A 15201-nucleotide genomic window follows, 5' to 3' on the forward strand; every position below is an offset into this window, starting at 1 on the left:
AGCCACTTTCGCTTTTTATAATTACATTAAGTAACGTAGATAAATATAAATGTGAGAAATGATTAATGACACAATCATAATTGGGAAACCGACTTTTAAGAAGTCCATGTAGCTGATTTTATGCCCTTCGCGGTTTGCGATTCCTGCTACGATTACGTTGGCAGAAGCGCCGATTAATGTTCCGTTTCCACCTAGACAAGCTCCTAATGCTAATGACCACCATAGTACATCCATTTGTACATCAGAAGGTGATAGCCCAAGACCAACTGCCATATCGTTAATAAGTGGAATCATTGTTGCAACGAATGGAATGTTATCAATTGTTGCTGATGCAATACCGGATACCCATAAAATAAGGATAGATGCGTAAGAAATATCTCCGCCTGTTAAACCAATTACTTTTTGAGCTAACGTTTTGATAAGTCCGATATCAATAAGCCCGCCAACGAGTACGAATAGCCCCGCGAAGAAGAAGATTGTAACCCACTCTACATTAGCGAATACATCTTCAATTTCATGTTCTTTCACACCGATTAACATAAGTACAGTAGCACCAGTTAAAGCGATTACAGCAGCATCAATGTGGAAAATAGAATGAGTCATGAAGCCGAGGATTGTAAGTCCAAGTACTGTTAAAGATTTTTTCATTAATACAGGATCTTTAATGTATTGTTTTTCATCTAAGCTCATTAATTTTTTTACTTGTACAGGATCAGCAATTAGTTGCTTACGGTACATAAAGTACAGCATGAATGCTACAACTGCAATGATGATTATTACGATAGGTGCTAGATTTAATAAGAAAGCATTGAAATCTAAGTGCTTATTTGCAGAACCAATCATAATATTTGGTGGGTCACCAATTAATGTTGCAGTTCCTCCGATATTTGAAAAAATAATTTCGGAAAGCAAATATGGAACAGGATTTACTTGTAAAATGCGCGTAATAGATAGAGTAACTGGAACAACAAGAAGTACTGTTGTTACGTTATCTAAAAATGCAGAACCAAGCGCGGTAAGCAAAGAAAGAGAAATTAAAATTTTAATTGGATTTCCGTGCGCTTGTTTAGCTGCTTTAATAGCAACATATTGGAATACGCCTGACTTGCTCGTGATGTTTACTAAAATCATCATACCGATGAGCAGTGTGATTGTTCCCCATTCAATATGTTTTGTAAAAGCAGCGTGCAAGTCAACGACGCCAAAGATTACCATAAGTGCTGCACCAAGAAGTGCAATAACAGCACGATTAATTTTTTCTGAAATGATAATGGCATATGTAATTAAAAAAACTGCGATAGCAAAGAAATATTGCCAGTTTGCGATTTCTTGCGTTGTTTCGTGCAAAAACTTCATCTCCTTTCGGTTACCCTTCTTAGTGTGTCAAAAAGTTCTAGAAGAAACACACTTATCGCCATTATAAAGTAGAAAAATGTTGTATGTAAATGAAAGGGGTTATTTTGTCATATTTTCTATACAAATGAATTTTTCTTTTTTTCTGAAAATATTTGTGGTTATTTGACATATACATAAGATACATCCAACCTGAATGTTTAAAATGGAATGAGCATTCGAGCCTGTTCGTGTAGGAGTGTAAAGGAGACAGAATGATAAGGAAGGGATCGTATGGATGAACAACAATTTTTATTTTTAGATTTTGAGTTCACGATGCCTCAAAATCGGAAGAAGCCAAAAGGGTTTTTCCCGGAAATTATTGAGGTGGGACTCGTATCGGTTGTGAATTGTGTAGTAGAAGATACGTATTCATCTTATGTAAGGCCAGAAACTTTTCCAAGTTTAACAGACCGGTGTAAAAAATTTTTAGGAATTCATCAGGAAGCGGTGGACGATGGGATTTCTTTCTTGGAACTTGTTGAGAAACTTGTTCAGTATGAAAATCGTTGTCAGCCAACAATTGTAACGTGGGGAAATATGGATATGAAGGTATTGAAACATAATTGTGAAGCGGCAGGAGTCAAATTTCCATTTTCAGGACAATGTAGAGATTTATCGCTGGAGTATAAACGATTCTTCGGGGAGCGAAACCAAACAGGATTATGGAAAGCGATTGAGGCGTACGGAAAAGTAGGGACAGGAAAGCATCATTGTGCGCTTGATGATGCGATGACAACATATAATATTTTTAAGCTTGTCGAAAAAGATAAAGAGTATTTAGTAAAGCCAGCTCCGCCAACATTAGGTGAGCTTATTGATTTTTCACAGGTGTTAAAGAAAGTAAGTACACAGTAACGATCAAATTACAAAAGATGTAATTTGATCGTTTTGTTTTTTACAATTTATAATCTTGTTTTAATTGCTGAAGCGTTTGTAAACTACGCTGTGCAAACGGTGAATCATCTTCTGAAAATGAATTCATTTGTGCTTCTAATGCCGCCTTCAGAGATTCTTTATAATCCGGGATATCCCCTTCATATTTTTTTACCATTGTTTGCGGAATATTTGTTTGTTCGCGAAAAGCTAAAGCGCGTCGCTCATGGAAAAATGGTACATCCGCTTGTTTTACGTTATGTAAGTCCCCTTGCGTAGGATGTTTTAAAACAGCTAGTACTTTCACAACGTAACTTCCAGGGCGGCTGTTTGTAATCTCACCGATATACTTTCCTGTTTTATAAATGCCAGTAACGATTTCTCCAATTTCAAATGTTTCTTTCATATTTTTCACCTCAATTTTATAGTAAGGAAAGAGTGAGATGGAGTCAAAGAAATCATCTGTAAAGAATAACATTCCGCTGTGGAATGTCCTTGAGAATATAGGGGAGTTACACTATAATTTATGGTGATATAACAGAAGATTCTGAAAGGTGTTGAAGAAATGAAAATATGTATTGTTTGCTTTGATGACTTCACAGATATAGATGTATTTTTTCCATGGGATTTATTAAACAGAGTAAGATTAGTCGGGAACGAAAAGGATTGGGAGGTTAAACTTGTAGGAACAAAATCAGTACATACATCGGTGGCAGGTCTTGCAATTCCTATGTCTGGGACAATGGAAGAGATAAAGGAATCAGATGCAGTTATATTTGCTAGCGGCCCAGGAGTACAACGGCTTATTTGCGATTCGGACTATTTAAATGAGCTGAAATTGAATCTTGATAAACAGCTGATCGGATCTATGTGTTCAGGTGCTTTAATACTTGGGGCACTCGGATTGTTAACGGGAAAAAGAGCGACTACTTATCCTACAGTGATGAAGCAATTATCGAACTATGATGTTCAAGTTGTGGAAGAAAGGTTTGTGAATATTGGTAACATCTCAACTGCTGCGGGATGTTTGGCCGCACAAGATTTAGTATCGTGGGTTATTGAATCACTTGTGGGAGAAGAAGTAGTGAATCAAGTATTAGAAAGTGTACAGCCAGTAGGAGAAACAGCCACACAAAAACTGTAGAAAAAACAAAGGAGTGATTTTTATGATGCCTTTATATTTTCCGGAAGATAAAACGGAATATATTATTCCAGGGATTGTTTGTTTCTTATTTATAATTGGTGCAATTGCAACGTGGCGTATGTTCATTCGTGTATCAAAACGAGAAGCAGATCGTTTGCAGAAGGTAGAAGAAAGGCTGCTAGCTGAAAAGAAACGCTGATTCGTTTTTGTATGTTTCCCTCTAAGCTCGGACAATCTAAGGGCAGAATGTATTTTGGAGGGAACTGTAATGAAAAAGCAGCTTTTATTTGGATGTTGTATGCTGTTTCTTATGGCAAGTTGTGACAAAGGACACCCAAAAGAAATCGATGTGAAATTATACAATGCTTCCGGTGATAAAGTTGGAACGGCAAAAGTGACTCAGCAAACAAGTGGAGTGAAAATATCGATTAATGCAGAGGGGTTTACACCGGGCACACATGGGTTACACATTCATGAAATTGGGGAATGCAAAGCGCCTAATTTCGCATCAGCTGGTAATCATTTTAATCTAGAGAAGAAAAAGAAACATGGGCTTATGAATCCAAAGGGAGCAGAGAACGGTGATTTACCGAATGTGATTGCTGATGGTTCCGGAAAGATTAAAGCGGAAATTGAAGCACCGCATATATCTCTTGAAGAGGGTAAAACGACGCTTCATCGAAAAGACGGGGCATCAATTATTATTACTGAAAACCCTGATGATGGTATGACACAACCTGTTGGAAAATCAGGGAATCGAATTGCTTGTGGCGTTATTGTAGAAAAGGCATCAGCTACTAAGAAAAAGTAGAAGCTACCTTGAGACGGGTAGCTTTTTTCATTGGCTTATGAAAATGTATGCCAAAGTCGGTTTAGAATTTCTTCTAGGACAGATCTTGGGCAACCGATGTTAGTTCGAATATGTTGTTCTCCGCCTGCTCCATATTTTTCACCTGGCTCGACGATAATTTTCCCCTTTTCTTCGAGTAATTTTGTTCGTTCTTTTTGAGAAAGATTCAAATGTGTACAGTCTACCCAGAGTAAAAAGGTACCTTCTGGCTGGATGACGGAAAGGGCAGGGATATGTTTTTCGATAAATTCACAAGCAAACCGAGCATTTTCTGCTATATATAAACGAATTTCTGTTAGCCATTCATTACATTCCGTGTAGGCGCTTTGCATTGCTGTGTAAGCAAATGTATTTAATCCGTGAAGTCCTTGTCTTTGCTGCACAGATGTAAAGGCGTGGCGGATTTTTTTATCTGGAATAATAATGATGGATGCTTGTAATCCAGCGATATTAAATGTCTTACTTGGTGCCATACAAGTGATGGTGCGCGCTGCTAATTGCTGAGACAATGAAGCAAACGGGGTATGTGTATGGTCTGCGAAAATAATATCTGCATGAATTTCATCTGTAACAACAGTTACATTGTATGTTTCACATAGTGCTCCAAGTTTTGAAAGCTCCTCTTTTGTCCAAACACGGCCAACGGGATTATGCGGACTGCAAAGAAGCATCAGTTTTACTCCTTGCTGAAATTGTGCTTCTAAATGTTCAAAGTCCATTGTGTATGTGCTGCTTTGTAAGAGCAATGGGCTTTCACATAAATGACGCTTGTTTGTTGTGACCATGTCAAAGAATGGCGGGTAAATAGGTGGTTGTACAAGTACAGATTCACCTTCGTTTGTTAAAGCTTGTACGCTTGCACTAAGAGCAGGAACAATACCGGCACTAAATACAATCCACTCCTTTTTTATTTCCCAATTGTATTGGCTTTTCGTCCAATGACAAATTGTATCCATGATTTCTTCTGGCGGTATTGTATAGCCGAAAATAGGGTGCTCAAGTCGTTTTTGTAGTGCGGTTTGAATGGGCATTGGTACTTCAAAGTCCATATCAGCAATCCAAGCATGAAGAAGTTCTTCATTTTTGTATGTATCCCATTTTGTACTATGGGTTCCACGGCGATTTACCGTTTTTTGAAATTGTTGCATAAGTTTGCTCCCCTTCTTTAAAAACGTTTTTTTGTGAAAATTCCCTCTCTTCTTCTAGAATAGCTGATATGATACGATAAAGAAAAGAATTAAAGTGAAAAAGGCGGGAAGCAGATGGGTGCATATGAAAAGATGGTAGAGTTGGTGAAAAATTGGGATCCTTTTCAAATGGGGCCTGAATTTTATGAAACAGAAGCAAGCGATGTTGTGTACGTAGTAAGTGCGTTTGATGATCCGAAATATATTGCGAAAAAAATCCAGCATATTTACTTCATGTCGTTTGAAGAGGTACCAGCAATAGAAAAGTGTGAGAAGTTAGCAGAGGAGTTACTTCTATTAAAAGAAGGCGGAAGTTGTTCATTGTAGGCTGTCGGAAGTTCCGACAGCCTTTCTTAGTAGGAGTATGATATATGTTAAAAAGCGCTAATAGATGGATACTATTGTGCTGAAAAAGCCATGATTTCCTCATAGACATGTTCTGGTTTTTCTTCTGGTAGTAAGTGCCCCACATTTTCGTATGAAATAAATTTAGAATTAGGCAAGTCTTTGTGCAGCCTGTGACCAATATGAACAGGAACAACTCGATCCTTCTCACCCCAAATGAGCAGGGTCGGAGTTTTGATTTCTCGTAATTCTGCTGGTGATAAATCTCCTTCCCGATCTCTTATCATTCGTGTTAAAGCAGGGAATATTCGATTATCATAAAAGGGAGCGGCGTAGCCTTTCATCATTTCATCGTCAATTAATGAATGGTCATGAACAACATTCATTAAGTTATGAACAACACCTCTTCGAATAATCCAATTTTTCACATATAAATGGAAAAATGGTAAGTAGGAAGAATAAATGAGAGGTAAATTTGCGCGATGTAAGTAGCTAGAGCTACAGAGTAAAATGGTCTTTGTAATTAAATCAGGTCGGATGTGATTGACATAGAGTGAGATTTGTCCGCCCATAGAATGGCCAACTAGTACAATATTGGAGAGTTGTAAATGCTCTACTAAATCGATAATAATAGTTGCTAAATTATGATAGGAATATTTAAATTGATTCGATTTATCACTTTTCCCAAACGGTGGTAAGTCAAGGGCAATTACTGTTCCTTCTTGTGCAAGTAAAGGGATTAATCGCCGATAACTAAATGAAGAAGAAAGAAATCCATGAACGAGTACGAAAGTTGGTCGTTCTTTTTTATTATTATGTTCATACAATTCGTAATGAACGGTAGTACCGCGAGTGGAAAAAGTGAAGTAAGGACATTCAGATTGATGTTTCATTTTTTGTCACTCCATTGATTTTTGTTCATATCATCTCCCAGTAAAAAAGGATTTATGTTAACAAAAAAAGGCAAGATGGAGGTCCATCTTGCCTTTTTTATTATGATAAGATTCATCCGCGGACAATATTAGGCGGTGTTTTTCCTTGTAACCCTGCAACTAAATTTTCTGCAGCGGTCATCGCCATTTGGCGTCGTGTCTTTAATGTCGCAGATCCGATGTGCGGTAAAGTAACAATGTTTGGTAAAGATAAGAGCGGATTATCTTTTTCAACTGGCTCTTGTGTAAATGTATCGATGCCTGCTGCAAAGATTTTCTTTTGCTCTAATGCATCGATTAATGCAGACTCATCTACCGTTTTTCCGCGGGAAGCATTAATGAAAACTGCTGTTTCTTTCATTAATGAAAATTCCTTTTCTCCAATGAGATGATAGGTTTCTTCTGTTAATGGAGTTAGGAGAACAATGAAATCAGATTGCTTTAGTAGTGTGTGTAAATCACAGTACGCAGCATCAAACTTTTGTTCAGCTTCTTCTTTACGGCGACGATTATAATAAAGGACATTCATATCGAATCCGAATTTCGCTCGTTTAGCAACAGCTTCTCCAATTCGGCCCATACCAATAATTCCAATTGTACTATGATGTACATCTAGTCCAAAGTGTTCCTTTGTAATCTCGGCATCCCAATCACCATTTTTCACATAAGAATCAAGCTCACATACGCGGCGCCCAGCTGATAGCATCAGAGCGAAAACAAGATCAGCCACTGTATCATCCAATACATATGGTGTATTTGTTCCAATCACATTTCTCTTTTGCATTGCTTCTAAATCAAAATTATCATAGCCAACAGAAATGTTGCTCACAACTTGTAGATGAGGAGCTGCTTGTAACAATTCTTCATCGATTTTGGTACCGAAGTTAAGCAAGCCATGTTTATCTTGTATTTTCTCTAATAAAACTTCACGAGGTATTTTTTCATTACGATCCCACTTTTCATATTCACAATGCTCAGAGAGGTATGCTTCTACAAATTTTGGAACGCGTTCAGCAATATATACTTTTGATTTCACGGTTTCAGCCCCTTTCCTTTTTATTTTTACATAATTCTCTAAAAAAATCTTCTTTTCAAACACAAAAGAGTATTTGTATAATTTAGAAAAAACAAAAGGGAGGATGCATTATATGATGACTGAAAAAGAATTAGAATTGTTAGCATGCCTTGAAAAAAACAGTCGTTTATCCGTAGAAACGTTAGCAAAAATGTTAAATATAGAAGTAGACGAAACAAAAGAAATGGTCGCAAAATTAGAAAGTGAAAAAATCATTGTGGATTATGTTACACATATCGATTGGACAAAGGTGAAAGAACATACTGGTTTAACAGCAATGATTGACGTGAAAGTTACACCAAAGCATGGTGTCGGATTCGATGCAGTTGCTGAGCAAATTTACCGTTATTCAGAGGTGAAATCGGTTTATTTAATGTCAGGGACATATGATCTTTCTATTACGTTAGAAGGAAAGAGTATGGCTGAAGTGGCAACATTTGTTTCAGAAAAATTAGCAACGATTGAATCGGTTGTTTCAACAACAACGCATTTTATTTTGAAGAAATATAAACATGAGGGCATTATTTATGAAAAAACTGATGATGATAAACGAATTGTGGTGACACCATGAAGCGGTTTGAACTATCAAGATCAGCAGAATCTTTACAGCCATCCGGCATTCGTAAGTTCTTTGACTTAGCGGCAGGGATGAAAGGTGTTATTTCACTTGGAGTCGGAGAGCCAGATTTTGTTACGCCATGGAATGTAAGGCAAGCATGTATTCGTTCATTGGAAGAAGGATACACAGCATATACTGCAAATGCAGGATTATTAGAGTTGCGTCAAGAAATAGCAAAGTACCTTCAAAAGCAATTTCATGTTTCCTATGATCCAAATGAAGAAATTATTGTTACAGTTGGAGCAAGCCAAGCGTTAGATGTGGCGATGCGTGCTATTGTAAATCCAGATGATGAAGTAATCATTATTGAACCGAGTTTTGTGTCTTATGCACCGCTTGTCACATTAGCTGGCGGGGTACCAGTTCCAGTAGCAACTTCTTTAGAATCTGCGTTTAAAGTACAGCCAGAGCAAATTGAAGCGGCTATTACAACGAAAACGAAGGCTATTTTACTTTGTTCCCCAAATAATCCAACGGGAGCACTTTTAAACAGATCTGAATTAGAAAAGTTAGCAGTAATCGTTGAAAAGTATAATCTCATTGTATTGTCGGATGAAATTTATGCGGAGCTTGTATATGATGAGGCTTATACGAGTTTTGCTAGCATTCAAAATATGCGTGACCATACAATCTTAATTTCAGGATTTTCAAAGGGATTTGCGATGACTGGATGGCGTCTTGGAATGATTGCGGCTCCGGTACATTTTTCAGAATTAATGCTTAAAATTCATCAATACTCCATGATGTGTGCACCGACAATGTCACAGTTCGCAGCATTAGAAGCGCTTCGCTCTGGAAACGATGAAGTGATTCGAATGAGAGAAAGTTATAAAAAACGCCGTAACTTTATGACGACATCATTTAATGAGATGGGCTTAACATGTCATATGCCGGGAGGAGCGTTTTATGTATTCCCTTCCATTTCCTCAACTGGATTGTCTTCAGCGGAATTTGCAGAACAATTATTGTTAGAAGAAAAAGTAGCAGTTGTTCCCGGAAATGTCTTTGGTGAAAGCGGTGAAGGATTTATTCGTTGTTCGTATGCAACTTCGTTTGAACAGCTTATGGAAGCGATGAAGCGAATGGAGCGATTCATGGAGAATAAAAAAAGGACAAAACAGAATACGTTTTGTCCATAAAAAGGGGGGGAATACTAGAAAGCCATGTGTTAGTATTCTATCCCAATATTTTAAAAATATACGCATTAAAGGAAATTTTTTCATGAATTTTGAATGATATAGGAGCTAGTGGTATAATTTACTAATATGAGGGGGCTTTTCTTAGCAGGAGTTACTTTCGCCTGAGAATGAGCTTTCGCCAATCGGATATTTATCTTGTTATTTGCGGGCGGTTGCATCTGCGACTCTTTTTGTATGTTTGGCAGATGTCTTGCCAATTGCAAGTAGTGGGGAAAATGGTAAACGTATGGGAGTGTTTCATATGTCAGAACAATATACAGCAGGAGTGGTTGTAAAAGGGAAAGTGACTGGAATTCAAGATTACGGTGCATTTGTAGCATTGGATGAAGCAACACAAGGACTTGTGCATATATCTGAAATTACAAATGGATATGTAAAAGATATTCATGACTTTTTAAAGGTCGGAGATACAGTAGAAGTAAAGGTACTTTCAATTGATGAAGAACACAGAAAAATGAGTTTATCGTTAAAAGCAGCGAAGGGAAAGCAAGGAAAAGTTCTTGTACCGAATCCGTCTGATAAAGGATTTAATACGCTGCGTGAGAAGCTAACAGAGTGGATTGAAGAATCACAGTTATCAAAGTAAAAGAGGATCGCTATATGAGCGACCCTCTTTTACTTTATATTATGATATATATTAGCAAATATGATTGCAAGCAATCATATTCGTATGTCGGATGGGAAGGATGACATACTTGTTATCGAACTTCATTCGTTTCTGGGTGAGTGCCAAGATTTTCGGATGGCTTGAATAGTAAACCAAGGTTAATGAGCCCAGAAATACCAACGATACCGTAAATAATTCGTGCGAGAGCAGCGTGTTGTCCACCGAAAATAGCTGCTACTAAGTCAAATTGAAAGAATCCAATAAGTCCCCAGTTGACGGCGCCAATTACAGTGAATACTAATGCAATACGTTGTAAAGTACTCATTTCAAATAGCCCTCCTTAAATATGAAGCATAAGCAAGCCTTTTGTTATAAAGTATAATCGCACTTTAAGAGGCTTAACTCTCTTATAGAATGGTTATCTTTTGCTGTTTTTATACATCAAAAAATATCCATCATAAGATATATACATCTATACCAAAAAATGAGGATTTTTATACGAAAAATGAACTTTTTTAAAAAAATAAATATTGGTTGCGTTTACAATTCTGCAATCGCTTGATTTACAACTTCAGTTTCGCTAAAGTGAATACAGAAATACATATACATAATTGGAGGGAAAAAGATGAGCACACATGTAACGTTCGATTATTCTAAAGCGTTATCGTTCATCAGTGAACACGAACTAACTTATTTACGTGATGCAGTAAAAGTATCACATCATGCAATCCATGAGAAAACTGGAGCTGGGAACGATTTCCTTGGGTGGGTAGAGCTTCCGCTTCAATATGACAAAGAAGAATTTACTCGCATTCAAAAATGTGCTGAGAAAATTAAAAATGACTCTGATATTTTACTTGTTGTAGGTATTGGTGGTTCTTACTTAGGAGCACGCGCAGCAATTGAAATGTTAAACCATTCTTTCTACAATATGCTTTCTAAAGAACAACGTAAAACTCCACAAGTGCTATTTGTTGGACAGAACATTAGCTCCACTTACATGAAAGATTTAATGGACGTATTAGAAGGGAAAGACTTCTCCATTAATGTTATTTCCAAATCAGGTACAACAACTGAACCTGCGATTGCATTCCGCCTATTCCGTAAATTATTAGAAGAGAAATATGGAAAAGAAGAAGCACGTAAACGTATTTATGCAACAACTGATAAAGCGCGCGGTGCTTTAAAAACATTAGCTGATGAAGAAGGATACGAAACGTTCGTAATTCCTGATGATGTTGGCGGTCGTTTCTCTGTATTAACACCAGTTGGTTTATTACCAATTGCAGTTAGTGGCCTAAATATCGAAGAGATGATGAAAGGTGCAGCTGCTGGACATGACGACTTTGCGAAATCAGAGCTTGAAGAAAACCCAGCTTATCAATACGCAGTTGTTCGTAATGCTCTATATAACAAAGGTAAAACGATTGAAATGCTTGTTAACTATGAGCCAGCACTTCAATACTTTGCTGAGTGGTGGAAACAATTATTTGGTGAAAGTGAAGGAAAAGATCAAAAAGGTATTTTCCCATCTTCAGCAAACTTCTCTACTGACTTACATTCATTAGGTCAATACATTCAAGAAGGACGTCGCGACCTATTTGAAACAGTTCTTAAAGTGGGTAAATCTACACACGAACTAAAAATCGAAAAAGATGAGAACGATTTAGATGGCTTAAACTACCTTGCTGGTGAAACTGTAGACTTCGTAAACACAAAAGCGTACGAAGGTACATTACTTGCACACAGTGATGGCGGAGTACCAAACTTAATCGTAAACATTCCAGAATTAAATGAGTATACATTCGGTTACCTTGTATACTTCTTCGAAAAAGCATGTGCGATGAGCGGCTACCTACTAGGTGTAAATCCATTTGACCAACCAGGTGTAGAAGCATACAAGAAAAACATGTTCGCTTTACTTGGCAAACCAGGATTCGAAGAACTAAAAGCAGAATTAGAAGAACGCTTGAAATAGGGAAAGCGGAAATGGCTCGTTCAGAATGGGAGGGGGATGGAGCCTCTGACATAGAGGCGCTCTTTGCCTCGGTGGAAGAAGCGAAGCCACTGACCATTCTAGCCATTGAAGCTGGATAGTAGAAAAGCGGAGCTGACTGTTTAGGCCTGTCGGCTAAGGTTCTTTCGTACAGAAAGCGCTTTACTTTCTCGTGCGGAAGGTTCTTAGACGGAAAGGCCTAGGAGGCATAGCTGGACAAGGAAAAGCGGAAGCGGCTTGCTCAGAAACGAAGGGCATTGCAGCTGAACAAAAAAAGCTGTTGGGATCATCCCAACAGCTTTTTTTACGGTAAGGAAGGGGCAAATCGTGCAGAAGAGGCGATGTGCTGTGTCGAAATGCCGATATGTTAATGCTAGAACAAATGTGAACCGGGCATGCTAAGAGAAAATCGAGGAAGGGTGAATGGCTTGATCCTGATTCAATCAGATTTAGAAGGTCGTACGTATGCTTTGTTTCAACTAGAGGAAACGTTAAAGCCACTTGGCTATAGCATTGGTGGCAATTGGGAGTATGACAATGGTTGTTTTGATTATAAGGTAGATGAGGATGATGGATATCAATTTTTAAGAGTCCCATTTACGGCGGTGGAAGGAGAGCTTGATAGGCCTGGTGTAGTCGTCCGGATTGAAACACCATATCTCCTTTCACATGTATATCAAGACGAACTGGATGATCAAGTAAATACATTAGCAGCTGGAACAAGTGGATTAGATCAGTTTGCGGAGCCGCAAGATGCAGACGGGGATATAAAAAGAAAATATATTGATATCGGAAAGGCCTTAGTAAAAGAGCTAGAAAAGCATCTTATTAATGTTTAATTAAGATAAATACGTCGCTTTCAATAATAACGAAGGAATGAACGGGATTGATATGATATTGTTCATTTCGCTGCACACCTAGCAGTAAGATGTCCTGTTTTAAAAGCGAACTACTGCAAACTTCGAAAGTTTTTCCAATATAGGATGAAGGAGTATTCATTAGCTGTAATCTACTTTCTGATATTTCATTATAAAGGGTAAATAATACACCTGAAATAGAAGGGAATAAAAGAGATGCAGTAAAAACATAGCTTGTTAATTTATTTCCTTCTATAATTTCGTTTGCTCCCGCTCTAGTTGCATTTTGAATTTGTTCAGAAGTAAGGAGTTCAGCGATGCAATGAATGTTTGGGTTTAGCCCTTTGGCAGTTAAAATATTTAGAATGGATTGTGTATCAGCCAAGCTTTCGTTTTTTTCTTTGTCTGCAGTTATTAAAATCGTGTGAGCTGTCTTAATGTTGGCTTTTAATAAAGTTTGATCGTGATGCGGGCATCCTTTAATAAACTCTAAGTGATGAAAGGGCTTCGGGAGTAAAGAAAGTGTTTCGTCTATTAAAACGATATTAAGATTTGGCTCTAAAACATGCATTTGACTTACCACTTGTTTGGCTCTTTCATTCCAACCGACAATAATCATATGCCCGTGACAAGTTGCGGCATCTTCACCTTTAATTTTCATATATTGCTTGTTGATCATTTCGGTAGCGAATAATACCATGTAATAAGAGCAAAATCCTGTTCCTAATAAAATAAGAAGTATACCGAGCAGTTTTCCTAACGATGTATGCGGGACGTAATCACCGTACCCGACAGTAAAAATTGTAACAAGCGACCACCATATCCCATCAAGCCATGTAGAAAAATACTTTGGTTCTAATTTATATATGATAAAGCCAAAAACAGTAGTAAGAATGATAATAAAGCTAATTAAGCGAAAAATAATGGAGTCGCGAAATACATCCACTAGGTTAGCGCGTGATTTCAAAATCGTATACCTCCTTCTTATCATGTAAGGCTACATTCATTGTTACCATTATGGAAAAAAGAAAAACTCTCTATTTTGTAAGAGAGTTGTTTTGCGCTGAGAAATATTACATACTTTCAACTTCCGTTTGTTGAACACTTTCGAGATGCTGCAAGGCATAATAAACGTCAGCTGTATGTTTTTTTTGATCAACAGACAATTTAAGGTGTAAAAAGTGAGAGCCGTTCTCTAATGTTTTGAGTTTCATGTTTTTAACTTTTATGCCCATTTCCTTGATTTCTTCAATCACAATAGGGATGTTATTCATATCCCGTACAACCAGTTTAACAGCGATATCTCGCTGCCTTAGTGATCTAGGGCCTAAAAATTTCATTGTTAACGGTATAAGTTCGACACTAATCATAAGGAAACACATACCGAAAACCGCTTCAAGATAAAAACCAGCTCCAACAGCAATTCCAATACCGGAAGCACCCCAAATCATAGCAGCAGTAGTTAATCCTGCAATGCTGTCATTTCCTCTTCTTAAAATAACGCCAGCACCTAAAAAACCGATTCCTGAAACAATTTGAGCTGCAAGGCGAAGTGGATCCATGTTCATGTGATCTGTATGAGGTAAATTATAAGCAGCTTTAATAGAAACAATGGTAAGGAGGCAACTAATAATAGAGATGACTAAGCAAGTTTTTAAACCGAGTGGCTTTTTCTTTAATTCACGTTCTAAACCAATAGCGAATCCTAAAATAGCAGAGAGACCTAGCTTAATTAATAAATCGGTATAGTCCATATGTATTCCTCCTCATCTGTTTGTTTACTGTAATGTGGCAATAATATATGAGTAAAATAGTTACTCGTAACTTAAAGCTTCTATCAAGTTTGATATGACTTCCTGTCTTTGTAAAGAATATATGTAGTAATTTGTTAGAGATGAAAATGACTATAGTGAAAAAGGGCATTTTGTTTAAGTATATGAGGTTAAAACAGAAACTTGGTTATTTTTATAAAAAGTTTTAAAAGGGTGTTGCATTTCAGATTTTCACATGATATATTAATAACCGTCGCTGATGCGAAACAGCAGAAAGCGAAAAAAGAAATTAAAAACTTTGTTGACATCGAAAAACGAAGATGTTAACATAAGGGAGTCGCAAATGAGCG

General features: G+C 37.3%; 18 protein-coding genes. 10 read left to right on the forward strand and 8 right to left on the reverse strand.

What is annotated here, in order from left to right:
- Positions 1–21: 21 nt before the first annotated feature.
- Complete coding sequence (locus V7183_RS17525) at positions 22–1347, reverse strand: ArsB/NhaD family transporter (protein WP_141523367.1); 1326 nt, start codon at positions 1345–1347, stop codon at positions 22–24.
- A 279-nt stretch (positions 1348–1626) separates the two neighbouring features.
- Between V7183_RS17525 and kapD the strand changes: the two genes are divergently transcribed.
- Positions 1627–2250: a 3'-5' exonuclease KapD gene (gene kapD / locus V7183_RS17530; protein WP_097899117.1), complete on the forward strand. Its 624-nt coding sequence runs from the start codon at positions 1627–1629 to the stop codon at positions 2248–2250.
- A gap of 40 nt (positions 2251–2290) precedes the next feature.
- Here the strand turns inward: kapD and V7183_RS17535 are convergent, their stop codons facing one another.
- Positions 2291–2674, reverse strand: coding sequence for a kinase-associated lipoprotein B (locus V7183_RS17535; protein WP_335360304.1), 384 nt, complete (start codon positions 2672–2674; stop codon positions 2291–2293).
- 159 nt (positions 2675–2833) lie between these two features.
- Here V7183_RS17535 and V7183_RS17540 point away from each other — a divergent pair, with 159 nt between their 5' ends.
- The 3 genes from V7183_RS17540 (at position 2834) to V7183_RS17550 (ending at position 4223) form a co-directional block, all read left to right on the forward strand.
- The gene (locus V7183_RS17540) at positions 2834–3412 is read left to right on the forward strand and encodes a DJ-1/PfpI family protein (RefSeq protein WP_335360305.1); all 579 of its coding nucleotides are present in this window, start codon (positions 2834–2836) and stop codon (positions 3410–3412) included.
- A gap of 22 nt (positions 3413–3434) precedes the next feature.
- Positions 3435–3611, forward strand: a complete 177-nt coding sequence (locus V7183_RS17545; protein WP_170958225.1) for a hypothetical protein — start codon at positions 3435–3437, stop codon at positions 3609–3611.
- A 69-nt stretch (positions 3612–3680) separates the two neighbouring features.
- Entirely contained in the window at positions 3681–4223 is a 543-nt protein-coding gene (locus V7183_RS17550) for a superoxide dismutase family protein (protein ID WP_335360306.1), read from the forward strand.
- A gap of 35 nt (positions 4224–4258) precedes the next feature.
- Here V7183_RS17550 and V7183_RS17555 read toward each other — a convergent pair whose 3' ends face one another.
- Positions 4259–5410 carry a MalY/PatB family protein gene (locus tag V7183_RS17555; protein WP_335360307.1) on the reverse strand — a complete coding sequence of 384 codons (1152 nt, stop codon included), beginning with the start codon at positions 5408–5410 and terminating at the stop codon, positions 4259–4261.
- A gap of 114 nt (positions 5411–5524) precedes the next feature.
- Between V7183_RS17555 and V7183_RS17560 the strand changes: the two genes are divergently transcribed.
- On the forward strand, positions 5525–5776 hold the full coding sequence (locus V7183_RS17560; protein ID WP_335360308.1) for a DUF1871 family protein: 252 nt from the start codon (positions 5525–5527) through the stop codon (positions 5774–5776).
- A gap of 71 nt (positions 5777–5847) precedes the next feature.
- On the opposite strand, the gene V7183_RS17565 is transcribed toward V7183_RS17560, so the two are convergent.
- Positions 5848–6687, reverse strand: coding sequence for an alpha/beta fold hydrolase (locus tag V7183_RS17565; protein ID WP_097899123.1), 840 nt, complete (start codon positions 6685–6687; stop codon positions 5848–5850).
- A gap of 112 nt (positions 6688–6799) precedes the next feature.
- Entirely contained in the window at positions 6800–7762 is a 963-nt protein-coding gene (locus V7183_RS17570) for a 2-hydroxyacid dehydrogenase (RefSeq protein ID WP_141523366.1), read from the reverse strand.
- 112 nt (positions 7763–7874) lie between these two features.
- Between V7183_RS17570 and V7183_RS17575 the strand changes: the two genes are divergently transcribed.
- The 3 genes from V7183_RS17575 to yugI all read left to right on the forward strand — a co-directional run bounded on the left by V7183_RS17575 (position 7875) and on the right by yugI (position 10205).
- Positions 7875–8372: an Lrp/AsnC family transcriptional regulator gene (locus tag V7183_RS17575; protein WP_141523365.1), complete on the forward strand. Its 498-nt coding sequence runs from the start codon at positions 7875–7877 to the stop codon at positions 8370–8372.
- A complete protein-coding gene (locus V7183_RS17580) occupies positions 8369–9559 on the forward strand; it encodes an aminotransferase (RefSeq protein WP_335360309.1) in 1191 nt (396 codons plus the stop codon). Before V7183_RS17575 ends, V7183_RS17580 begins: the two co-directional genes overlap by 4 nt.
- A 301-nt stretch (positions 9560–9860) precedes the next feature.
- Complete coding sequence (yugI, locus tag V7183_RS17585) at positions 9861–10205, forward strand: S1 domain-containing post-transcriptional regulator GSP13 (RefSeq protein WP_097899133.1); 345 nt, start codon at positions 9861–9863, stop codon at positions 10203–10205.
- A 112-nt stretch (positions 10206–10317) separates the two neighbouring features.
- Here the strand turns inward: yugI and V7183_RS17590 are convergent, their stop codons facing one another.
- Positions 10318–10551, reverse strand: a complete 234-nt coding sequence (locus tag V7183_RS17590) for a DUF378 domain-containing protein (RefSeq protein WP_097899126.1) — start codon at positions 10549–10551, stop codon at positions 10318–10320.
- Positions 10552–10851: 300 nt separating this feature from the next.
- Here V7183_RS17590 and V7183_RS17595 point away from each other — a divergent pair, with 300 nt between their 5' ends.
- Positions 10852–12204, forward strand: coding sequence for a glucose-6-phosphate isomerase (locus V7183_RS17595; protein ID WP_335360310.1), 1353 nt, complete (start codon positions 10852–10854; stop codon positions 12202–12204).
- Between the two features lie 446 nt (positions 12205–12650).
- A complete protein-coding gene (locus tag V7183_RS17600; RefSeq protein WP_141523364.1) occupies positions 12651–13061 on the forward strand; it encodes a YugN-like family protein in 411 nt (136 codons plus the stop codon).
- Here V7183_RS17600 and V7183_RS17605 read toward each other — a convergent pair.
- Entirely contained in the window at positions 13051–14046 is a 996-nt protein-coding gene (locus V7183_RS17605; protein WP_335360311.1) for a potassium channel family protein, read from the reverse strand. The genes V7183_RS17600 and V7183_RS17605 overlap by 11 nt on opposite strands.
- Before the next feature lie 106 nt (positions 14047–14152).
- The gene (locus tag V7183_RS17610) at positions 14153–14833 is read right to left on the reverse strand and encodes an MgtC/SapB family protein (RefSeq protein WP_097899131.1); all 681 of its coding nucleotides are present in this window, start codon (positions 14831–14833) and stop codon (positions 14153–14155) included.
- Positions 14834–15201 lie beyond the last annotated feature (368 nt).

Origin of the sequence: Bacillus sp. JJ1127, assembly GCF_036965845.1 — a bacterium.
Lineage (GTDB): Bacteria > Bacillota > Bacilli > Bacillales > Bacillaceae_G > Bacillus_A.

Coding starts and splice junctions, on each gene's coding strand:
- V7183_RS17610 (WP_097899131.1), bottom strand. CDS start 14,833: ATGGACTATACCGATTTATTAATTAAGCTAGGTCTCTCTGCTATTTTA.
- yugI (WP_097899133.1), top strand. CDS start 9,861: ATGTCAGAACAATATACAGCAGGAGTGGTTGTAAAAGGGAAAGTGACT.
- V7183_RS17595 (WP_335360310.1), top strand. CDS start 10,852: ATGAGCACACATGTAACGTTCGATTATTCTAAAGCGTTATCGTTCATC.
- V7183_RS17540 (WP_335360305.1), top strand. CDS start 2,834: ATGAAAATATGTATTGTTTGCTTTGATGACTTCACAGATATAGATGTA.
- V7183_RS17580 (WP_335360309.1), top strand. CDS start 8,369: ATGAAGCGGTTTGAACTATCAAGATCAGCAGAATCTTTACAGCCATCC.
- V7183_RS17575 (WP_141523365.1), top strand. CDS start 7,875: ATGATGACTGAAAAAGAATTAGAATTGTTAGCATGCCTTGAAAAAAAC.
- V7183_RS17565 (WP_097899123.1), bottom strand. CDS start 6,687: ATGAAACATCAATCTGAATGTCCTTACTTCACTTTTTCCACTCGCGGT.
- V7183_RS17550 (WP_335360306.1), top strand. CDS start 3,681: ATGAAAAAGCAGCTTTTATTTGGATGTTGTATGCTGTTTCTTATGGCA.
- V7183_RS17560 (WP_335360308.1), top strand. CDS start 5,525: ATGGGTGCATATGAAAAGATGGTAGAGTTGGTGAAAAATTGGGATCCT.
- V7183_RS17545 (WP_170958225.1), top strand. CDS start 3,435: ATGATGCCTTTATATTTTCCGGAAGATAAAACGGAATATATTATTCCA.
- V7183_RS17535 (WP_335360304.1), bottom strand. CDS start 2,674: ATGAAAGAAACATTTGAAATTGGAGAAATCGTTACTGGCATTTATAAA.
- V7183_RS17590 (WP_097899126.1), bottom strand. CDS start 10,551: ATGAGTACTTTACAACGTATTGCATTAGTATTCACTGTAATTGGCGCC.
- kapD (WP_097899117.1), top strand. CDS start 1,627: ATGGATGAACAACAATTTTTATTTTTAGATTTTGAGTTCACGATGCCT.
- V7183_RS17555 (WP_335360307.1), bottom strand. CDS start 5,410: ATGCAACAATTTCAAAAAACGGTAAATCGCCGTGGAACCCATAGTACA.